Genomic DNA, 15,664 nt, shown 5'->3' on the forward strand with positions numbered 1-15,664 from the left:
AATTGCAGCTTTTTTTTATGAGGGAGTGAGAGAAATGGGTTATATGTTTACAGTAATGTCGCAAGCGGAAGCAGAAGAAATTGCATATAACTGGCATTATGAAGGGGAGTATTCCTTTTATGATATAGAGGCAGATGAAGAAGATTTAGCTGAGTTTTTAGAGGATGAGAGTAGAGGGAATCATACATTTTCTGTGAAGGAAAATGGTACTCTCATTGGTTTCTTTAGTTTTAGTAACATAAATAATCAAACGGTTGATATAGGTCTCGGAATGAGACCTGATATAACTGGGAATGGATTTGGTCTACAGTTCGTAAAAGCTGGACTAGCTTTTAGTAAAGAAAAATACGGATGCAATTATATAACGCTATCAGTAGCGACATTTAATGAAAGAGCGATTAACGTGTATAAAAGAGCAGGATTCGAAGCTGTTGGAACGTTTATACAGAAAAATGGTAGTTGTTTTGAGTTTTTGAAAATGAATTATATATGTAAAAATGTTTAAAAAACAGAGGAGAGCTTCTGTTTTTTTATTTTGATGTAGAAATAAATGATGTTTGTTTTTGTACTTGTTGTAATTAGAAGTTTTGAAATTTTGGAAGAGGATGTGTATGATTGAAGTTTAGTAGCAAATAGCAAGTTTAGTAAGGAGAGGTAGTATGATTACAATTAAAACGAAAAATGAAATAGATTTGATGCATGAATCTGGGAAGTTACTAGCTTCTTGTCATAGGGAAATTGCCAAAATGATGAAACCAGGAATAACGACACAAGAAATTGATACGTTTGTTGAAGCGTATTTAGAAAAGCATGGTGCAATATCTGAACAGAAAGGTTACAACGGGTATCCATATGCGATATGTGCATCTGTAAACGATGAAATGTGTCACGGTTTCCCTAGTGATGTACCTTTACAGGAAGGAGATATTGTGACAATTGACATGGTAGTAAACTTAAATGGTGCGCTCTCGGATTCTGCATGGACGTATATAGTTGGAGATATTTCTGATGAAGCAAAAAGGTTATTGTTAGTAGCTGAGAATGCTTTGTATAAAGGGATTGATCAGGCGGTAATCGGTAATCATGTAGGAGACATTGGCTATGCAATTGAAAGTTATGTAGCAAATGAAGGTTTTTCTGTCGCAAGAGACTTTACGGGACACGGGATCGGTAAAGAGATTCATGAAGAACCAGCGATTTTTCATTTTGGTAAACAAGGACAAGGGCCTAAGTTACAAGAAGGAATGGTAATTACAATTGAGCCCATAGTAAATGTAGGTATGCGATATTCTAAAGTAGATTTAAATGGGTGGACTGCAAGAACGATGGACGGTAAATTATCAGCTCAATATGAGCATACAATTGCGATTACGAAGGATGGTCCTATCATATTAACGACGTTGTAATATGAAATGTGAAAGTTTGAAAAACTCGAACAAAAATGATATTTTCATAAAATTCGTACGTGTTTTTTCGATAAATGCTTTTCAAAGTGAAAAAAGTGCGTTATAATCCTTCTATAAATAAATAGTTAGCTACACTCATATAATCGCGGGGATATGGCCTGCAAGTTTCTACCGAAGTACCGTAAATACTTTGACTATGAGTGAGGACGAATATATTTGCTTGTTTAGCATTCTTTTTTGCGAAACTCCAAAAGCGCGTCTCTCACTTGTAACGAGTGGTGGCGGCTTTTGGAGTTTTTTATTGCATAAGAGGGGGAACAAACATGAAAGTATTACAAGAAAAGATTTTGAACGAAGGAAAGGTTTTATCTGGTGACGTATTAAAGGTAGATGCATTTTTAAATCATCAAATTGACCCAGTACTTATGCAAGAGATCGGAAAAGAATTTGCTAAACGTTTTAAAGAAGAGAACATTACAAAAATCGTGACGATTGAATCTTCAGGCATTGCACCAGCAGTTATGGCTGCATTAGAGCTTGGTGTAAAAGTAATCTTTGCAAGAAAACGTAAATCGTTAACGTTACAAGATAATATGTACGTTGCAAACGTATATTCATTTACAAAACAAGAAACGAACGAGATTTCATTATCTCGAAATCATATTGATGAAAATGATCGCGTTTTAATTATCGATGACTTTTTAGCAAACGGTCAGGCTGCTTTAGGTTTAATGAGTTTAGTAGAGCAATCTGGAGCAAGTATTGCGGGAATTGGTATTGTTATTGAAAAAGCATTTCAAGATGGAGGAAAGAAGCTGCGTGAACAGGGTGTTCGTGTTGAATCACTAGCAGAAATTGCATCACTTGATAACGGCACAGTTACATTTGTACAGCAAGAAACTGCGGAGGTGAAATAAACGATGAAGCAACATCCATTTAAAATCGCATCGCTTGGTATGCAGCATATGCTTGCGATGTATGCTGGCGCAATTATCGTTCCGCTTATTGTGGGCGGCGGACTTGGTTTAAATCAAAAAGAGTTAACATATTTAGTCTCGATTGATTTATTAATGTGCGGCGTTGCGACAATTTTACAAGCATTATCAAATCGCTTTTTCGGTATTGGACTTCCCGTTGTACTTGGTTGCACATTTACAGCGGTTGGGCCGATGATTGCAATCGGGAAACAATACGGCGTGTCTTCTATTTATGGAGCAATTATTGCTGCTGGGTTATTCGTTGTTATTTTTGCGAAATTATTTGGAAAGCTTGTAAAGCTGTTTCCACCTGTCGTAACAGGATCTGTCGTTACCGTAATTGGAGTTACACTTGTTCCAGCAGCAATTAATGATATGGCTGGAGGAGTAGGAAGTAAAGATTTCGGTAGTCTTGAAAATTTAGCGTTAGCATTTGGTGTATTATTATTTATCATCATTATGTATCGTTTCTTTGACGGATTTATTCGTTCAATCTCTATTTTACTAGGTCTATTGTTCGGTACAATCGTTGCAGCATTTATGGGGAAAGTAAGTTTGCAAGCAGTTGGAGAAGCGGATTGGTTCCACGGTATTCAGCCATTTTACTTCGGTACACCAACATTTGAATTAACGCCAATTATTACGATGATTTTAGTTGCTTGCGTAGGGATTGTAGAAGCAACAGGTGTATATTTCGCATTATCTGATATTTGCAATAAAAAGATCGGTGAAAAAGAATTAACAAAAGGCTATCGCGCAGAAGGATTAGCGATGGTTCTAGGTGGTATTTTTAACGCATTTCCATACACAACATATTCTCAAAACGTAGGACTTGTTCAATTAACTGGAGTAAGAAATCGCGTCATTATCTATACTTGTGGTGGTATGTTAATTGCTCTTGGGTTTATTCCTAAAATCGCAGCCATTACAACAATTATTCCGAAATCAGTACTTGGCGGTGCAATGCTAGCAATGTTCGGTATGGTAATGGCATATGGTATTAAAATGTTAAGTAGCGTTGATTTTGGTAAACAAGAAAACTTATTAATCGTTGCATGTTCTGTAGGAATTGGGCTTGGGGTTACAGTTGTTCCTACATTATTCTCACAACTTCCTGAAAACATTCGTATTTTAACAGATAACGGAATTGTACTTGGAAGTGCGTCAGCAGTACTATTAAATATCGTATTTAATATGGTGCCACAGCGTAAAGTAAAAGAAGAGCCAGTGTCTATGCAAAGTGCAGTAAGGGAAGCGTAAAAAAGCAAGGTCTCATTATGAGACCTTGCTTTTCTTTTTAAGTGGCATCATTTTCCCGTACGTACCAAGACGCCAAATGTACTCAAGTGGCCCATATTGATAACGTGACAGCCACCAGCGGCAAATAAAGATTTGCAACGTGTAGAAACCGATGCAAAATAGTGGTCCTACCCATAATGGAGCGGGATAATAATTTTTGAAAAATAGGCCGAATACAAGTAACGTAATAATCGTATGCGTGATGTAATTTGTTAACGCCATTCGTCCGACATATTGGAACGGACGTAATAATGTTTGCCATCTTTCTTTTTGTAATGAACGCATGAGCGTGAAAATGTAGAATATGAATAATGTTTTTCCACTAAACATTGTAAAGGCCTGCATATAAATTGGTTCATAAGATGGTTTTGATAAGAAATAGCGGACCATGAAGAACCACATTGGCAATGTTAAAATGAACATAATAATTTGCCATTTTTTAAGCTTTGGATCTAACTCTTTCGTACGGCGGAAAATATCCTTTTTACCGGCATATAAACCAAGTAAAAATAGCCCAACTGTTTCTGGGAGCATGAATGCGTTTAGTCCAATTCCATCAGCATAAAATGCATGGAAACGATTTTGTATTTGTGACACCCAGTCTTCAAGTGGCATGATTGGTAAGGATAACCCAAGTTCATCCTTTGGCATGAAGGCAATACCAATACTAGCAATTAGCATAAGAAATTGAAAAATACTTAATAAAACGATTGCCCATATTAAAATGGTACGAGGTTCTCTCTTATAAAATAAAAATAAGAAAAATCCAGCGATTGCATAAGTATGTAAAATGTCTCCGTCCCATAAAAGAACGTAATGTAAGAAACCAAATAATAATAAAATAAGTAAGCGACGAACAAATAAAGTTTTTGGTCGATCTGTTTTCGCTTCAGCACGAGTCATAAAAATGTAAAAGCCTAGGCCGAATAAAAACGAAAAGATAGTATAAAACTTTGTTTGAATAAACATATCGTAAAACAGACGGATATAGCTATCTAGCCCCTCATAAATTCCTGAAAGATCACGTGAGTCAATCCCAGCGATAACAGGCCAGTTAACAAGAAAAATACCTAGTACAGCTATTCCTCTAATAATATCGATGGAGTGTATCCTCTCGCCTTGTGAAATATTTTGTGTCATTATTTTCCTCCTTGTTAAGTAATTCCCTTTTATCCCGCATTAACAAGCAGTAAGACTCCCACCTCAAAATTCAGTGAATACGAGGAAGTTAGGTGGGAGATCGACTGCTTGTAAAAGCCCGATTGGTTCAACTAATAATTAGTGGGGATGGGAAATATCCCCACTAATTACAGTTTCACTCTATTATACAAAATGTAAAGAGGAGGGTATATAGGTAATTTCCAATTTTTAAAACTGCTAAGATGTGTATTATGAGATATAATAAGAGTGCACAGCAAGTTTTAAACTTCTTTAAAACAGGCAGTAAAGCTCCTTTTCCCGAAGGAGCTTTCTTTTTTTTGAAATTTGTTGATAATGATTCTCTTTAATGATAAAATGTATTCAAAAGTGATAATCATTATCAAAAAAGGTTGGTGTGTTAATATGGTGTATGCACTTGTTGTAGGAACGATTGCTATATATGTTGGTGTTACAAAGTATGTATTAAATGGAGTAGGAACAACAAAATGAATAATATTACATAAAATCCCTTTCATTTGTAAAAAGAATGAAAGGGATTTTTTATTTTTGATGTGAATATGCTGAAAATTTAGTATGATAATAAAGTGAAACTTTAATCAGCGGGGAGGTCTATCCCTCACTGATTAATAGCCCGCACGAAACGGGTTTTTACTGCCCACAAATAGCGGGATAAAGTATATACATCTTGGATAAAGGGGAACAAGGGGATGACAAACATAGTACAGACAAACGGTATGAAAAAACTTGTTTGTTTTTATGAAGAGTGGCAAAAAAACGGCGATGTAGAGAATAGTTTGAAGTTGTTTGAAGTGATTCAAAAATATAAACAAGAGCAGCTTATGCTAGCTTTTTGTGGTCATTTTTCTGCTGGGAAATCGACAATGATGAATCACCTATATAAAGCGCAATTATTACCGACAAGTCCGATTCCAACGAGTGCTAACGTTGTTAAAATTGAAAGAGGATCTGATCGTGTTGTTGTAACGATTAAGTCTGGAGAACAGTATGAATATGACGGCGCATATTCAGCAGAAGAATTAAAACAAATATGTAAAGACGGTGATGAAGTAATTGGTGTTCATATTTATCGAAATGATGCGCCAATTCCTGATGGGGTTATGTTAGTTGATACGCCCGGAATTGATTCTACGGATGATGCCCACCAATTAGCGACGGAATCAACACTGCATCTAGCAGATGTTATTTTCTATATGATGGATTATAACCATGTCCAATCAGAGGTTAACTTACAGTTTGTTAAAGAATTGAAACAACGTAATAAAACGGTTTATCTCGTTGTAAACCAAATAGATAAACATAAAGCAAATGAGTTATCGTTTGAAGAGTATAGAGATAGTGTAAAACAGTCTTTTTCTAACTGGGATATTGAAGTAGATGGTATTTTCTATACATCATTGCGAATGATGAATCATCCATACAATGAAATTCAAAGTTTAGAAGCATTAATCTTTTCTATCATGAAAGAAAAAGAGCAGTATGTAAGAAAGGGAATGGAGCGAGAAGCAGAATATTTACTGCAAGAACATTGTTCGCTTATTCTTTCTGAAAATGAAAAACATCTCATGAAATATGAAGAAGAATTAACATCACCACTGTCACTTTCAGAGATAGTTGAAAAAAAGGAAGAGTTAACTGAAAATAAAAATCGGGTGGCTAGTAAAGAATCTGATGTGAGAAATGAATTTATAAAAGGTTTACAAGCCATATTAGATAACGCGTATTTAATGCCATTTGAAATGAGAGAATTGGCAAATAAATATTTAGAAACGAAATTAACGAAGTTTAAAGTTGGCTTGTTATTTGCGAAAGGAAAGACGGAGCAAGAAAAACAGAGACGTGTAGATGCTTTTTATTCTACTCTTCAAAAGACTGTTGAAACGCAACTTGATTTTCATGTGAAAGAATTTATTGTAGCCTTCTTAAAAGAAGAAGGGTTATTTACAGAGGAAATAGGGAAAGACATATATGCGTTAGAAATTGCTTTCGGACCGGAAGTGTTGGCTGAAACAATTAAACAGGGGGCTGGATTTACCGGTGATTACTTACTTCTTTATACTGCTGACGTTGCAAATGAGTTAAAGAAAAGATACTTTATGAAATCACAGCAAATCTTTGGAAAAAGTACGGGTATATTGCAGAAGAAAGTGAAGATAGAGATTGCTCGTATTGAAGAAGAAATTGAAAAATATACGATGTTACAAACAGCAAAAGAAACAAAATTACAGTACATTAAGACGTATGAGGAATATGAGAGCTATTTAGGAGATATTTGGAATGAAAATGTTTCTATACCAGATGGATTGCAAATAGACGAAATATTACAAAGTAAAAAACAAGTTGTTAGTGAGAAGTTTACACTACAAGAGCAAGAAATTGTAAATGATAACGTAGCGGCTAGTGAAGAAGAGATTAAAGGAACGAGAGCTTTAAATATTCAGCGTATATTAGAAAAAGTGAAGAAAGCTGAAACGATATTAGATCCATTGCCTACACTGAAACATCTACAGCAAGAAGTAGTTGGAAAAAGACAGCGTGTAGAAACGAAGCAATTTACAGTAGCGTTATTTGGAGCTTTTAGTGCTGGGAAATCATCATTTGCTAACGCATTGCTCGGTGAAAAGGTACTTCCTGTATCGCCAAACCCAACGACAGCAACAATAAATCAAATTTTGCCAGTTACAGAAGATAAACCACATGGATCGGTAATTGTCCAGTTTAAGTCAGAGCAAGCGCTGTTAGAAGATATGAAAGCTGTTTATAAAATGTTTCACTATGAAATTGCTACATTGGAAGAAGCGTTAACGAAAATTGATCAAATTATGAAATACCCTTCACCAAGCGGGAAGCAAAAAACAACATTTAGCTTTTTGCGAGCGGTACAAAAAGGATATGAGGCAGTTGCTAATCATTTAGGGGAACAATTACGAGTTACGTTAGAGGAGTTCTCTGATTATGTAGCTAATGAAGAAAAATCATGCTTTGTTGAGTATATGGAGCTTTATTATGATTGTGCTTTAACAAGGCAAGGAGTAGCTCTTGTAGATACACCAGGGGCGGATTCTATTAACGCGCGCCATACGGATGTTGCATTCCAGTATATTAAAAACGCAGATGCTATTTTATTCGTAACATACTATAATCATGTTTTCTCTCGTGCGGATCGTGAATTTTTAATTCAGCTCGGTCGTGTAAAGGATACATTTGCACTTGATAAAATGTTCTTCTTAATAAATGCTGCCGATTTAGCACAATCTGAAGAAGAACTTGAAATGGTAAAAGGTTATATTGCCGATCAGCTCCTGCAATACGGTATTAGAAGTCCACGTTTATTTGCAATTTCAAGTTTATGTGCGCTTGAAGAAAAGCAAGGGAAAAGTATTGATAAAGAAAAGTATGGTATTTTACAAAACTCCGGGATTACTAAGTTTGAAGAATCATTTACGTCCTTTATGATGAGGGATTTAATGCTTGTATCTGTGCATGCTTTATATGGTGCATTGCAAGGAGCGAATCAGCTTCTTGTAAATATGATAAATGGCGCAAAGCAGGGAAATGATGAGAAAGAGAAGCAAACAAAAAAATATGAAGCAGAGCGTAATCAGCTACTTCATATTATTTCATCATATAGTGTACTTGCTGAAGAGCAAGCAATGCAAAATGAAGTGAAAGAATTGCTTTATTATGTACACCAACGTCTATTTTTACGCTATAACGATGTGTTTACTGAATTTATTAATCCGGCGTCGTTACGAACAGATGGGAATGTGAAAATGCAGTTGCAGCAATGTGTAATGGAATTAGTTTCATTTATTCAACATGATTTATTACAAGAAATGCGTGCGACATCATTACGTCTTGAAAAATGGATAGATGAAGCGATGAAGCGTGCAAAGGATGAAATTGTTGTGAATTGCAAAGTGGAAAATGAATCGATTTCTATGGGTGGAACAGTGGATTATGAATATAAAATTATTACACATAAAGAGCCGTTTCCTTCAATAGAAATAAAAGATTTTAAAAAGGCACTAGCACATTTTAAAAATGAGAAAAGCTTTTTTGAAAAAAATGATAAAGCTTTTATGCAAGAAGACGCTAAAGGAGTGTTAGAACCTTTCGTATCAAACTATGTAGTTGATGAAGAAGATTTATTCGTTCATCATTATAAGCAAGAGTGGGATGCAAAATGGAACCTATTCCAAAAAGTGATGCAGCAAGACGTTGAGAATTATTATGAAAGTATATTATTCGCTTTAGCTGAAACAATTGATGTATCGCTATACGAACAAAGTAAAGAAGAGCTACAAAAGCAGTTAGTAGAAATTGAAAAAGAAATTTATATTAAATAGCTGTTATGAAAAAAAGATTCGTTCAATTTTCTTTTGTAGTACAGTATCTAAAGATTTTACAAACCCTGCAAACTCATCAGTAGAAATCATATGGGTAAGAACTAAGCGTCTGCCGTCTGGTGTTTCACCGCATAAGACGAATGAAGAAAACTCATACGTTTTGTTTTCTACTACTAATTTTGGATAGGAATATGTGTCGCTCTTCTTTTTCTTTCCATCAATAGAGATGACGTTGCATTTTTTCTCATTGTTGTCCATGGTGAATCCCTCCTTTCTATTATCTATGGTAGACAAGGGGGGGTTAGAACAATAGAGGAGGGGGAATTTTTATGTCTGTTGTCATAGAGCATATTTCGAAAGAAGCTATACCGAAATCTTTATTACTTCTTGCTGATCCAAGTGAAAGCCAAATTGATGCATATGTACAGAGAGGGTTTACGTATATAGCTAAACAAGAAGAAAGAATCATCGGTGTATATGTGCTTTTGGAAACAAGACCAAGGACAATGGAAATTATGAATATTGCGGTTGTAGAGCATTTGCAAGGAAAAGGGATTGGAAAGCAGCTATTAAGTCATGCCGTAGAAACTGCTAAAGGATATGGTATGTCAAAACTTGAAGTTGGTACAGGCAATTCTAGTGTTTCACAACTTGCTTTATATCAAAAATGTGGATTTCGTATTTTTTCTATTGATTTTGATTACTTTTCAAAGCATTATGAAGAAGAGATTATTGAAAATGGGATTGTATGTCGCGATATGATTCGGCTTGCAATGGAATTGAATAAGAACGTATAACTTATTTAGGGGGAAGAGAAGATGGAAGTACATAAAGCAATTACAGCACATTCTCGTAAACAAAATGAAAGTGTAAAAGCATGTTTACAATTAGATGCGCAGCGTGAAGCAGCTATTGAAGCAGCCGTATCTCTTGCGTCAAAGGGGAAAGAATTTTCGGTTGAGATCATTAATGTTGTAACAAAGCAAATTAATGATCTTGCAAAAAATGGTGTTACACTGCAGCGTAAATTTGTTACAGAAGAAATGGTTATGGAGTATGTAAGTCGTTTGCAAGAGAAAGAAGGTCGTTAAAGATGATAGTTACAGTCGAATGGTTACGTGAGCATATAGAAGATGAGAATGTCCGTATAATCGATTGTCGTTTTGATTTAGCGAATCCTAATTGGGGTAGAGAAAAGTATGAGGAAGAACATATTCTTCATGCGTTATATTTTGATTTGAATTTAGATTTATCAAGTCCTGTAACAGAACATGGTGGTCGCCATCCATTGCCGAATATTGAGGAGTTTGCAGACAAGCTTTCACAAGCTGGTATTGGTGAACATACGACAGTAATTGCATATGACAGTCAAGCGGGTGCAAATGCTTCTCGTCTCTGGTGGTTATTAAACTATGTAGGACATGAGAAAGTATATATATTAGATGGCGGATTTCCAGCTTGGAAAGAGAATGGACTACACACAACGCCGAATATCCCAGTTATTGCACGAAAACCTTTTATACCGGAAATACAAGAAAATATGCTTGTAATGGTGGAAGATGTGAGAGGGAAAATTCGTGCAGGTGCAAATATGACATTAATTGATTCTAGGGAACCAAAACGTTATGCTGGTGCGGAAGAGCTCGTTGATTCGAAGGCAGGGCATATTCCGACGGCAGTAAACTATTTTTGGAAAGATGGGATTTTAGAATCGGGACACTTTAAAAACGAAGAGGAACAGCAAAGGCGTTTCCAAAATCTTGATAAAGAGAAGGAAACAATCGTATATTGTGGTTCTGGTGTTACAGCGTGTCCGAACATAGTTGCATTAAAATTAGCTGGTTTTCAAAATGTTAAATTGTATACAGGTAGCTGGAGTGATTGGATTTCTTATCCAGAAAATCAAATTGCAAAAGAAGAAGATTAATCACTTGCATGCAAAAATAATTTGTATTAAAATAAGGTCACAAGCAAGAGATTGCTTCAAAAAAATTATATTTTACACATTGGAAACAATGTGATAATATAACGACAAGTAAATAATACATCCTGCGGTGTGCGTAACTTATTTATGTCTAAAACCGATGTTAGTTTTACGGAAGCTCAATATTTAGTGACCATTATCAAGCCTTCCTTGTGGAGGAAGATATACGGTAACTGTGAGGGCATCCACCTGCGAGTAGCGGGTTTTTGGACATTTACGAGAGACGGCACTTGCGGGGGTCTTATTTCAACTAATAGTATATAAAATTCCTACGGTGTACGTAGCTTGTGTATGTCTTAAACCAATAAGTATAATGCGGAAGTTCAATATTTAAATGTAGATAGCAGGCCATCTTTTTAAGAAGGAAGTTACAAACATTTGTGAGAACATCCACCTGTGAAAGCAGGTTTATGGACATCTATAGATAACGGCATATGTGGGACTATATAAAAAACCTTACGTTTTATACGTAAGGTTTTTTTGTTGAATAAATATACTCATGTTATCTAGATTTACCTGTAAAGTTCCCATAATAAATATAGCACTTGCGGTCTTCATCAATTTCTCTTGAATCGAGGGTGAATTCCAAATGTATTCCATCCCGTTGAATATATATAATATCTGAATGGAGAGAGGGTAAGATATCCTCGTAATTCCAAATATCTTTACTTTCTATCATAATTGAGCAGGTTTCCTTTAGTTCTCTAATTTCAAAACCTATGTGCGAGTATGTAGGATCTGAAGGGTCGTTGGAAAAAACTTCTTTTTGTATATATAACACTGCTGTCCCGTCTGGATCTACTGAAGTTGCAGTAACGATATATGTATTTCCATCTTTTATAAAATATTCACAAGTCATGCGCGCGACAATTTCAGAATTAGAAATATTTGCGTAGTTCCATAAAGCTGGATACCCGTTTGTTTCATCATTGAGCCGATATTCCAATCGCATTTTATCCCTCTTCTTCCTTTTTCTTCTACTTTATCATGACATCTTATATAATAGAAATATAATTTAAAAAGGGGAGTGCAAAGGTGACAAAAACGAAATGGCTAGTAGGTGGTGTCCTAACATCTTTAATGACGGGCACTTTATTTGGCTGCGCGCAAGATATTCCCCCCGAACCGAATGATAATAGTTGTTCTGATTGGGATTGGGATGATGAGCTTGGTGTTTGGCAGTGTGATGATAGTAGTTCAGGTTATCGTGGACATTACTTTTATGGTGGTACATACTATCAAAATAAATCCACCTTCAAAAATTCATCAGAGTTTAAAACTTATCAATCTTCGGCCGAATTTAAAGGTGGAATTGGAAGCGGTTCAAAAGGTGGATTTGGAGGTTAAAATATGTCGCAATACATAAAGAAACGAAAAGAATTTTATTCGAATTATCCTCATTTCTGGTCGGATTTATATGAATGTGAGTATAGTTTGTTTCATGTTTTCCCGATAACAGAGCAAACGATGAAACAATTACAAGTAGCAACTGAACGAATGGGAAAAATATTTTTTAAGACTGCTAGAATTCTTCGGAATTTATCTAATGAACAGCTTCTTGAACTCGGTTTTCCAACTGCAAGCTTGCCTTTTATTAGACTGAAAGGGATGTATCCTGAATCTGTTATTTCACGATTTGATTTTGCTTTAACAGAGGATAATCGTATTAAAATGCTTGAGTTTAATAGTGATACTCCAACTTTTATTGTGGAATGCTTTCAAATGAATGGAAAAGTTTGTGAAGAACTTGACTATGATGATCCAAATGCAAATCAAGAGCGCTTACTTTCTTCTGGTATTACAAAAGCCGTAATGGAGTTTACAAAAGGAATGGAAGATCCAAATGTTGTTTTCACAGCTCATCCTGAACATATAGAAGATTGGAATACGACTATGTATTTGAGTGGGCTATGTCATGTTGAAAATAAAGTGATGCCAATGACAGAACTTAGAATTACAGATGATGCTTTAGTAGATAGAGATGGTGTACCAATTGATGTTTTGTATCGCCAAACATATCCAATTGAAGACTTAATTGAAGATCAAGATCCCGAAACGGGGGATTTGGTGGGAGTAGAACTTTTGCAACTTGTAAAAGAAGGAAAGCTTTTTATTATAAATCCTTTGTCGGCCTTTTTACTTCAGCCGAAATCAATTCAATGTCTTATTTGGGGATTAGCAGAAGAAGGTGCTTTTTACACAAGTGAGGAACAAAAGTGGATTAAAGAATATATGCTTCCTACATATTTAGAGCCAGATTTATTTTTGGGGAAAAGTCCTTTCGTTCAAAAACCTTCGTTCGGTAGGGAAGGTGACACGATTACGATTCGTGATAAGGATACAAATATTATGATTCGAAATGCACATGAAACGTATAAATCGTCACTGCCTATATTTCAGAAATATACAGAGCTTCCAGTTGTATTTTTGGAAACTGAAAAAGGAATTGAGAAGCTGTCGTACGTGTTTGGGGCTTTTTTAATTGCTGGAAAAGCGAGCAGCATCGGTATACGTGCCGGAGAAAAAATTACGGGAAATGAATCGTATTATTTACCGGTAGGTATTAAGAAGGAGGAAAATAAATGATTAATTTTTTACTATATTTAGCAGTATCACTTGTACTTTTATGTATCGGTCTTTTTCTTATGGAAGTGACAACGAAAGTTAAGGAATTTAAGTTAATGGCTCAAGGGAATAAAGCGGTAAGCTATGTACTTGGAGGAAGACTACTTGGTCTTGCTATCGTTTTATATTCAACGGCTGCTAATTCTATTTCAATTCTTGATATGGTTTCATGGGGAGCTGTTGGGATCTTAGCTCAAATTATTGTCTTTTATTTAGCGGAATGGCTTACACCACGTTTTAATATTAATAAAAGTCTTGAAGAAGATAATCAAGCAGTTGGTCTTTTCCTTATGTTTTTATCACTTTCCATCGGAATTGTAATTGCTGGTTGTGTAACGTATTAAAACCCTTACATTTTAACGTAAGGGTTTTATTTTTCATTTGCTAATTTTTTGCAATATGTGTTCAATTAATTTATGTAGCCGAACGCTGAGCAGGATGCGTATTAGTGTACTAAACTCGAGATAGTTATTGTAATAAGGAAAAGTTTCCATACAAAGTGTTGACATCTATTTTAAATAAGAGTAACATTTTCTATGTAATTATAATAAGTCTCTGTTAGGTGAGGCTCCTGTATAGAGAAATGCTACTGCCCAAAAATGTCGAGAGACGCCAATGGGTCAACAGGAATGATCGAATTAAGGTTTTTCTTAACGTAGCTGGTAATGAACCTATGCTATACAGTGCTAAAACTCGGCGAGGGAGAGGTCCATAGATTTCTAATTGTATTATATTCGGAATCGCTTATTTGTGTATGCAATGACCTTTGCTCTCTTATGAGTAAGGGTCTTTTTTGTTAGCAAGCTATGAGTAATTTCATAGTATAGATTATAACTAAAAAATTAAAGAGGAGGTGAGGAGCATGTCAAATTCTGACTCGGTTCCGTTACCCATATACTTCAAATCAAAAATATATGATGTAGGCAGGAAACGACTTGTTCCTCCCTCTATATTTATCATAATGTAGCGTTTATTCGAGTATTTAAGCGCTAGACACTTTCACAGTAAAGTGGATAAATTGAGAAACAAAGCGTTTCTTCCTATGTTGTAAAGGAGGAGACGATAATATGTTATATGTAAATAAAAGTGTGGGTAACACTTCGTATAAATTAAGTAAAAAAGCAATGAAAGAACAAACAATGCTTCAAAAAAATAAAGATTTATTAATTGAAATCGCAACAAGAGATGTAAAATCTGTATTTGCGTATTTTAAAACAACAAGAGACGGACTATCTATGAAAGAGGCACAAAAGCGTATTCAAGTATACGGCCGAAATGAATTAACTTCAAAAAGAGCGCGTATTGCGGAAGTAATGATGAAGCTAAGTGGAATGATCCCAGGTCTTTCAAAACAACATATGGGTGATGAATTACAATGTGAAACAGTTGCTGTTTCTAGAGTAGCTGGCTGTAGCGTAACAGGGCTAAACAGTGAACTGAAAATGATGAAATTACCAGTACAAGAGCTTGTACCTGGAGATATGATTTTTCTTTCAGAGGGCGATACAGTGCCGGCAGATGTACGTATTATTTATGCAAATGATTTATTAGTAAATGAATCTATGCTGACAGGAAATGATGCTAGTATTGAGAAATTTGAAAGTTGCTATCATCTTGAACGTAAACGATTTATTCCATTAAAACGAATGAAAGACTATAATCCACTTGAACTTGAAAATGTATGTTTCAAAGGTACGTATATTGTTGACGGAAATGCAAAGGCTGTAGTTGTTTCGACAGGTAAAAATACGTATTCAGGAATACTTCATACTTGCTGCGGTAGAATGTCTTAATGTGTTAATGATGCTAAATATACAAAAACAATGTATAATAGACAAAGTTGAA

Annotated in this window: 16 protein-coding genes, 2 other RNA genes and 2 riboswitches; of the genes, 15 read left to right on the top strand and 3 right to left on the bottom strand. The window is 35.3% G+C overall.

From position 1 onward, the window contains the following. Positions 1–34: 34 nt before the first annotated feature. From JFT95_RS06095 to pbuX, 4 genes are all read left to right on the top strand, one after another. On the top strand, positions 35–505 hold the full coding sequence (locus JFT95_RS06095) for a GNAT family N-acetyltransferase (RefSeq protein ID WP_201051703.1): 471 nt from the start codon (positions 35–37) through the stop codon (positions 503–505). Positions 506–659: 154 nt separating this feature from the next. Further along, positions 660–1,406 (top strand): type I methionyl aminopeptidase, encoded by a 747-nt coding sequence (locus JFT95_RS06100; protein ID WP_201051705.1) that lies wholly within the window; start codon positions 660–662, stop codon positions 1,404–1,406. 115 nt (positions 1,407–1,521) lie between these two features. After that, a riboswitch (purine riboswitch) is annotated at positions 1,522–1,623 on the top strand. Between the two features lie 106 nt (positions 1,624–1,729). Next, the gene (locus tag JFT95_RS06105; RefSeq protein ID WP_002030831.1) at positions 1,730–2,323 is read left to right on the top strand and encodes a xanthine phosphoribosyltransferase; all 594 of its coding nucleotides are present in this window, start codon (positions 1,730–1,732) and stop codon (positions 2,321–2,323) included. Between the two features lie 3 nt (positions 2,324–2,326). After that, entirely contained in the window at positions 2,327–3,643 is a 1,317-nt protein-coding gene (pbuX, locus tag JFT95_RS06110) for a xanthine permease PbuX (protein ID WP_088039069.1), read from the top strand. Positions 3,644–3,658: 15 nt separating this feature from the next. On the opposite strand, the gene JFT95_RS06115 is transcribed toward pbuX, so the two are convergent. Continuing rightward, complete coding sequence (locus tag JFT95_RS06115) at positions 3,659–4,822, bottom strand: DUF418 domain-containing protein (protein ID WP_201051707.1); 1,164 nt, start codon at positions 4,820–4,822, stop codon at positions 3,659–3,661. 387 nt (positions 4,823–5,209) lie between these two features. On the opposite strand from JFT95_RS06115, the gene JFT95_RS29845 reads away from it, so the two are divergent. Together JFT95_RS29845 and JFT95_RS06120 are read left to right on the top strand one after the other, a co-directional pair. After that, positions 5,210–5,332 (top strand): hypothetical protein, encoded by a 123-nt coding sequence (locus JFT95_RS29845; RefSeq protein WP_274606797.1) that lies wholly within the window; start codon positions 5,210–5,212, stop codon positions 5,330–5,332. 218 nt (positions 5,333–5,550) lie between these two features. Then, entirely contained in the window at positions 5,551–9,210 is a 3,660-nt protein-coding gene (locus tag JFT95_RS06120) for a dynamin family protein (protein WP_201051709.1), read from the top strand. A 3-nt stretch (positions 9,211–9,213) separates the two neighbouring features. Here the strand turns inward: JFT95_RS06120 and JFT95_RS06125 are convergent, their stop codons facing one another. After that, entirely contained in the window at positions 9,214–9,468 is a 255-nt protein-coding gene (locus JFT95_RS06125; RefSeq protein ID WP_000369740.1) for a DUF3931 domain-containing protein, read from the bottom strand. Between the two features lie 71 nt (positions 9,469–9,539). On the opposite strand from JFT95_RS06125, the gene JFT95_RS06130 reads away from it, so the two are divergent. From JFT95_RS06130 to ssrS (JFT95_RS06150), 5 genes are all read left to right on the top strand, one after another. Further along, a complete protein-coding gene (locus JFT95_RS06130) occupies positions 9,540–10,007 on the top strand; it encodes a GNAT family N-acetyltransferase (RefSeq protein WP_201051711.1) in 468 nt (155 codons plus the stop codon). 21 nt (positions 10,008–10,028) lie between these two features. Beyond that, the gene (locus tag JFT95_RS06135) at positions 10,029–10,301 is read left to right on the top strand and encodes a YpbS family protein (protein ID WP_085310135.1); all 273 of its coding nucleotides are present in this window, start codon (positions 10,029–10,031) and stop codon (positions 10,299–10,301) included. 2 nt (positions 10,302–10,303) lie between these two features. Then, the gene (locus JFT95_RS06140) at positions 10,304–11,137 is read left to right on the top strand and encodes a sulfurtransferase (RefSeq protein WP_201051713.1); all 834 of its coding nucleotides are present in this window, start codon (positions 10,304–10,306) and stop codon (positions 11,135–11,137) included. A gap of 116 nt (positions 11,138–11,253) precedes the next feature. After that, positions 11,254–11,436, top strand: a non-coding RNA gene (gene ssrS, locus JFT95_RS06145) — 6S RNA. 21 nt (positions 11,437–11,457) lie between these two features. After that, positions 11,458–11,641: non-coding RNA, 6S RNA (ssrS, locus tag JFT95_RS06150), on the top strand. A gap of 55 nt (positions 11,642–11,696) precedes the next feature. Here the strand turns inward: ssrS (JFT95_RS06150) and JFT95_RS06155 are convergent. Continuing rightward, on the bottom strand, positions 11,697–12,146 hold the full coding sequence (locus JFT95_RS06155) for a hypothetical protein (protein WP_002030848.1): 450 nt from the start codon (positions 12,144–12,146) through the stop codon (positions 11,697–11,699). Positions 12,147–12,229: 83 nt separating this feature from the next. On the opposite strand from JFT95_RS06155, the gene JFT95_RS06160 reads away from it, so the two are divergent. The 4 genes from JFT95_RS06160 (at position 12,230) to JFT95_RS06175 (ending at position 15,612) form a co-directional block, all read left to right on the top strand. Next, a complete protein-coding gene (locus JFT95_RS06160) occupies positions 12,230–12,541 on the top strand; it encodes a hypothetical protein (protein ID WP_002126505.1) in 312 nt (103 codons plus the stop codon). A 3-nt stretch (positions 12,542–12,544) separates the two neighbouring features. After that, complete coding sequence (locus JFT95_RS06165; protein ID WP_002135337.1) at positions 12,545–13,780, top strand: glutathionylspermidine synthase family protein; 1,236 nt, start codon at positions 12,545–12,547, stop codon at positions 13,778–13,780. Continuing rightward, positions 13,777–14,163: a DUF350 domain-containing protein gene (locus JFT95_RS06170; RefSeq protein WP_002086561.1), complete on the top strand. Its 387-nt coding sequence runs from the start codon at positions 13,777–13,779 to the stop codon at positions 14,161–14,163. Before JFT95_RS06165 ends, JFT95_RS06170 begins: the two co-directional genes overlap by 4 nt. Before the next feature lie 203 nt (positions 14,164–14,366). After that, positions 14,367–14,532: riboswitch (M-box (ykoK) riboswitch) on the top strand. 354 nt (positions 14,533–14,886) lie between these two features. Further along, complete coding sequence (locus JFT95_RS06175; RefSeq protein ID WP_201051715.1) at positions 14,887–15,612, top strand: P-type ATPase actuator domain-containing protein; 726 nt, start codon at positions 14,887–14,889, stop codon at positions 15,610–15,612. Positions 15,613–15,664: the final 52 nt, after the last annotated feature.

The sequence above is a fragment of the Bacillus sp. TH17 genome (assembly GCF_016651125.1).
Classification (GTDB): domain Bacteria; phylum Bacillota; class Bacilli; order Bacillales; family Bacillaceae_G; genus Bacillus_A; species Bacillus_A mycoides.

Bases quoted from the DNA above. Each gene is read 5' to 3' on its own strand.
- JFT95_RS06170 (WP_002086561.1), top strand. From the start codon at position 13,777: ATGATTAATTTTTTACTATATTTAGCAGTATCACTTGTACTTTTATGT.
- JFT95_RS06120 (WP_201051709.1), top strand. From the start codon at position 5,551: ATGACAAACATAGTACAGACAAACGGTATGAAAAAACTTGTTTGTTTT.
- JFT95_RS06105 (WP_002030831.1), top strand. From the start codon at position 1,730: ATGAAAGTATTACAAGAAAAGATTTTGAACGAAGGAAAGGTTTTATCT.
- JFT95_RS06095 (WP_201051703.1), top strand. From the start codon at position 35: ATGGGTTATATGTTTACAGTAATGTCGCAAGCGGAAGCAGAAGAAATT.
- JFT95_RS06140 (WP_201051713.1), top strand. From the start codon at position 10,304: ATGATAGTTACAGTCGAATGGTTACGTGAGCATATAGAAGATGAGAAT.
- JFT95_RS06165 (WP_002135337.1), top strand. From the start codon at position 12,545: ATGTCGCAATACATAAAGAAACGAAAAGAATTTTATTCGAATTATCCT.
- JFT95_RS06125 (WP_000369740.1), bottom strand. From the start codon at position 9,468: ATGGACAACAATGAGAAAAAATGCAACGTCATCTCTATTGATGGAAAG.
- JFT95_RS06115 (WP_201051707.1), bottom strand. From the start codon at position 4,822: ATGACACAAAATATTTCACAAGGCGAGAGGATACACTCCATCGATATT.
- JFT95_RS06130 (WP_201051711.1), top strand. From the start codon at position 9,540: ATGTCTGTTGTCATAGAGCATATTTCGAAAGAAGCTATACCGAAATCT.
- JFT95_RS06155 (WP_002030848.1), bottom strand. From the start codon at position 12,146: ATGCGATTGGAATATCGGCTCAATGATGAAACAAACGGGTATCCAGCT.
- JFT95_RS06100 (WP_201051705.1), top strand. From the start codon at position 660: ATGATTACAATTAAAACGAAAAATGAAATAGATTTGATGCATGAATCT.
- JFT95_RS06135 (WP_085310135.1), top strand. From the start codon at position 10,029: ATGGAAGTACATAAAGCAATTACAGCACATTCTCGTAAACAAAATGAA.
- JFT95_RS06175 (WP_201051715.1), top strand. From the start codon at position 14,887: ATGTTATATGTAAATAAAAGTGTGGGTAACACTTCGTATAAATTAAGT.
- pbuX (WP_088039069.1), top strand. From the start codon at position 2,327: ATGAAGCAACATCCATTTAAAATCGCATCGCTTGGTATGCAGCATATG.